We start from the raw sequence: 4,068 nt of genomic DNA, 5'->3' as shown, positions 1-4,068 counted from the left end.
CAGCCGGACGGGCCGCACGAGCGCCACGAGCGCCGTGAGCACGGCGAGCGCCACCTGGGCCACGAGCGCGGTGGCCACGGGGCTCGCCCACGGCCCGGTGACCGGTGCGAGGTGCAGGCCTGCCAGGGTGGGGTTCGTGAGGTGCGGTGCCGCCACCTGCAGGTTCGCGAGGTGCAGGTCGGCCAGGTGCAGCGGTGCGAGCCCGCCGGGCAGGTGCGCCGACATTGCGGTCATCGCCCGGTCACCCGGCGCAGCGCGGCGACGATCTGGTCGGGGGTCGGCGGGCAGCCGGGCACCTGCAGGTCGACCGGGACGATGTCGGCCGCACCCCCGGCCACGGCGTACCCGTCGACCAGGGGCCCGCGCCCCAGCGCGCAGTCGCCGCAGCCGATGACGACCCGGGGGGTCGGGGTGGCCGCGAGCGTGAGCCGCAACGGCTGGGCCATGTTCTGGGTGACGACGCCGGTGACGAGCACGACGTCGGCGTGCCGGGGGGACGCGACCAGCCGCGCGCCGTACCGCTCGACGTCGTAGACCGGGCCGAACGCGGCGGCCAGCTCGATCTCGCAGCCGTTGCACGACCCGGCGTCGACGTGCCGGACGGCGGCGCTGCCCCGCAGCGCGGCCGGGGGGACGAAGCCGTCGTCGGCCGCAGCGGCCTCGGGCGCCGGCGGCGCGGGTTCGGCGATGCGGCCGGTGCGACGGATCAGGCGGCCCAGGCCCCGCAGGCTCATGCGCGGGTGGCGGCGGACGCGTCGGCGGCCGGCTCGGGGGTCGGGGTGGTGCCGGCGCTGTCGCGCTCGAGCTCGGCCTTGAGGGCGCCCTGGTCGTCGAGCACGTCGGCGAGCAGCCGGCGGGCGATCCGCAGCAGCTCGGGGACGCCGGGCACGCTCACCGCGTAGACCACCGCACCGCCCTCGCGCCGCTGGGCGACCAGACCGGCCCGGCGCAGCACGGCCAGCTGCTGGGACAGGTTCGACTGCTCGATGTCGATGGCCTCGAGCAGCTCGTGCACGGGGTGGTCGCGCTCGGACAGCAGCTCGAGGACGCGGATGCGCGCGGGGTGGCCGAGCGTGCGGAACAGCTCGGCCTTCGCCTGGTAGAGCGGGACGGGCACGGCTGCCTCCGGGTCGACGACGTGTGCAACTTATCGCATGAAGGCTTCGTCAAGTCCTCAGATCGGTCACGGGTTCGCACCGACGTCCCGGCCCGTCCCCGCCGTCTGTTCAGATCGGGACCCTTCGATGCCGGAACCCACCAGCCGATGAGGGACGATGGCCGTACCAGATCGCCAGCGCAGGGACGGAGTGACCGGGTGACGCAGCGACCGACCACCGGCGACGAGCCGCTCGACGACCTCGAGCCGGACACGTCCGACCCGACCCCGGACGGGCTGGCGGCCGACGAGCTCGACGACCTCGACGGGTTCGACGACCTCGGCGACCCCGACCCCGACCTGCTGCTGCCGGCCACCCCCGCCTGGCGGTCCCGCACCGCCGTCGAGATGCTCATCAGCGGTCTGATCGGGCTGTACGCCTCGTTCTTCCTGTCGGTCGAGGCCTGGGTGCTGGCCGGCGACCCGACGTCGACCTTCAGCTGCGACGTGTCCTCGGTGGTGAGCTGCAGCAAGGTCGCGCTCACGTGGCAGGCTCAGCTGCTCGGCTTCCCGAACGCTTTCCTCGGCATCCTGTTCGAGTCGGTGGTGCTCACCATCTCGGTCGCCACCCTCGGCGGCGTGCGGTTCCCGCGCTGGTTCATGCGCGGCGCGCAGGCGCTCTACACCGTGGGTCTCGTGTTCGCGCTGTGGCTGTTCAGCCAGTCGTACTTCGTCATCCACGCGCTGTGCCCGTGGTGCCTGCTCATCACCGCGACGACGACCCTCGTCTGGGCCGGCCTCACCCGGATCAACGTGCGCGACGGCCACCTGCCGCTCGGCGCCGGGGCTCGCCGCTTCGTCGCCTCGGGCAGCGACTGGTACGTGACCGTCGCGTTCCTCGTCGTGCTCGCCGCGATGATCCTCGTCCGCTACGGCTCCGGCCTGCTCGGCTGAGACCGGTCCGCCCGTGGTGCCCGGTGCCTGAGCACCGGGCACCACGCGCGGTCACTCGGCCATGGCCACCTTGAGGACGTCGAGCGGGAGCGAGCCCATCGACAGGGCGCGGGCGTGGAAGGCGGCGATGTCGAAGGTCTCGCCACGGGCGGTCGCGGCGGATGCGGCGTCGTCGCGGATCTGCTCCCACAGGCGCTGGCCCACCTTGTACGACGGGGCCTGACCGGGCCAGCCCAGGTAGCGCAGCCACTCGAAGCGCAGGAACGACTCCGACATGTTGACGTTGTCGACGAGCAGCGCCCAGCCCTTGTCGGCGTCCCAGGTGCCGCCGCCGTACTGCTCCGGCGCCGGCAGCCCCAGGTGCACCCCCAGGTCGAAGACGACGCGGGCGGCGCGCATCCGCTGCCCGTCGAGCATGCCGAACCGGTCGCCCGGGTCGTCCAGGAAGCCCAGATCGGCCATGAGGCGCTCGGCGTACAGCGCCCAGCCCTCGCCGTAGCCGGAGGTCCAGCAGGCCAGTCGGCGCCAGGCGTTGAGCCGGTCGCGGTTGGCGACGGCGGTGCCGATCTGCAGGTGGTGGCCCGGGACGCCCTCGTGGTAGACGGTCGTGCGCTCGCGCCAGGTGTTGAACTCCGTGACATCGGCCGGCACTGACCACCACATGCGCCCCGGGCGGCTGAAGTCGTCCGACGGGCCCGTGTAGTAGATGCCGCCGGTCTGGGTCGGCGCGATCATGCACTCCAGCCGGCGCACCTGCGGTGCGATGTCGAAGTGCGTGCCGTCGAGGGCCGCGATGGCGCTGTCGGCCGTCGCCTGCATCCACTCGCGCAGCGCCGCCGTGCCGACCAGACGGCGCGCCGGGTCGGCGTCGAGCGCGGCGACGGCGTCGGCGACGCTCGCCCCCGGACCGGCGATCTCGCGGGCCACGGCCTCCTGCTCGGCGCTCACCCGCGCCAGCTCCTCGACGCCCCAGGCGTAGGTCTCGTCCAGGTCGAGGGTCGCCCCGACGAAGTGCCGGGACGCGCGCTCGTACCGTTCCCGCCCGACGGCGTCGACGTGCCCTGCGCGTGGGGCGAGCTCCTCGCGCAGGAAGCGCTCCAGCCGGGCATAGGCCTCCTGCGCCCGGCCCGCACCGCGCTCCAGGTCCGCGCGCAGGGCGCCGCCGGCGCTGCCCGTCAGCGCGGCGCTCGCAGCCTGCCCGGTGACGAACGCAGGGAAGAACGACGCCTCGCCGGCCTGCTCGGCGGCCTGGTCGGCGACGACGGCCACCTGACGTGCGGCGGCGACGACCCCGCGGTCGGCGGCGGCGCGCAACGAGGCGATGTACCCCTCGACGGCGTCGGGCATCGCCGCGAGCCGGGCGGCGACATCGGCCCAGTGCTGCTCGGTCGAGGTCGGGGTCACGTCGAACACGTCGCGTAGCCCCTGCACCGGGGACTCGATGACGTTGAGCGAGCCCTCGGTCTCACCGGCCTCGTACATCTCCAGGTCGAGGCCCAGCAGCTGGCGCATCGCGGCGATCGTCACCCGGTCGGTCTCGTCGACGGCGGCCAGGCCGTCCAGGGCCGCCAGGGTGTGCCGGGTCGCCTCGGCGCGGGCGGCGTGCCCGTCCGGCGAGAAGTCGGTGAGCCGGTCGTCGTGACCAGGCAGGCCGAGCATCGTGGCGGCGATGGGGTGCAGACCGGCCAGGGTGCTGAGGTACTCCTCGGCGACCGCGTCGACGGGGGTGGGGGTGCGGGTGCTCTGCTCGTTCACCTGATCGACCCTAACCGTCCTGGTGGACCCGGTGGAACCGGTGTGCACCCGCGGCGCGAGGCGGCTCGGTGCCCGCACCACGGGGCGGCGCACGCGGGCACATGAGGTCCTGCGTCGGGTCGCTCGGCCCCTGTGCTCAGGGCCGCCGGCCCGTGCTGTCAGGGGTGCAGGCTCCAGCGCCACGCATCGGCTCCGCGGCGCGGCGCCCCGGCCCCGCGCAGCAGCCTCGACCGGTCGGCCCAGCCGCCCGTCGTCGTCGCGGC

5 protein-coding genes are annotated in these 4,068 nt (G+C 74.4%); 1 reads left to right on the top strand and 4 read right to left on the bottom strand.

The window, feature by feature from the left end; all coding sequences use genetic code 11:
* From F2B26_RS14830 to F2B26_RS14820, 3 genes are all read right to left on the bottom strand, one after another.
* Positions 1–234: hypothetical protein (locus F2B26_RS14830; protein WP_159810677.1), on the bottom strand; the 234-nt coding region annotated here is incomplete at its 3' end.
* Positions 231–734, bottom strand: a complete 504-nt coding sequence (locus F2B26_RS14825) for an NADH-quinone oxidoreductase subunit B family protein (protein WP_159810675.1) — start codon at positions 732–734, stop codon at positions 231–233. The genes F2B26_RS14830 and F2B26_RS14825, both read right to left, overlap by 4 nt.
* Positions 731–1,117, bottom strand: coding sequence for an ArsR/SmtB family transcription factor (locus F2B26_RS14820; protein ID WP_159810673.1), 387 nt, complete (start codon positions 1,115–1,117; stop codon positions 731–733). The genes F2B26_RS14825 and F2B26_RS14820 overlap by 4 nt, the downstream gene beginning before the upstream one ends.
* A 198-nt stretch (positions 1,118–1,315) precedes the next feature.
* On the opposite strand from F2B26_RS14820, the gene F2B26_RS14815 reads away from it, so the two are divergent.
* Complete coding sequence (locus F2B26_RS14815; protein ID WP_438939208.1) at positions 1,316–2,050, top strand: vitamin K epoxide reductase family protein; 735 nt, start codon at positions 1,316–1,318, stop codon at positions 2,048–2,050.
* Between the two features lie 51 nt (positions 2,051–2,101).
* Here F2B26_RS14815 and F2B26_RS14810 read toward each other — a convergent pair whose 3' ends face one another.
* Positions 2,102–3,805, bottom strand: coding sequence for a DUF885 domain-containing protein (locus tag F2B26_RS14810; protein WP_235929701.1), 1,704 nt, complete (start codon positions 3,803–3,805; stop codon positions 2,102–2,104).
* Positions 3,806–4,068 lie beyond the last annotated feature (263 nt).

The organism is Cellulomonas citrea, from assembly GCF_009829685.1.
Taxonomy (GTDB): domain Bacteria; phylum Actinomycetota; class Actinomycetes; order Actinomycetales; family Cellulomonadaceae; genus Cellulomonas; species Cellulomonas citrea.
This window is presented reverse-complemented; position numbering and strand designations above follow the sequence as displayed.

Excerpts from the sequence above, each read along its gene's own strand:
- F2B26_RS14825 (WP_159810675.1), bottom strand. The coding sequence starts at position 734 with ATGAGCCTGCGGGGCCTGGGCCGCCTGATCCGTCGCACCGGCCGCATC.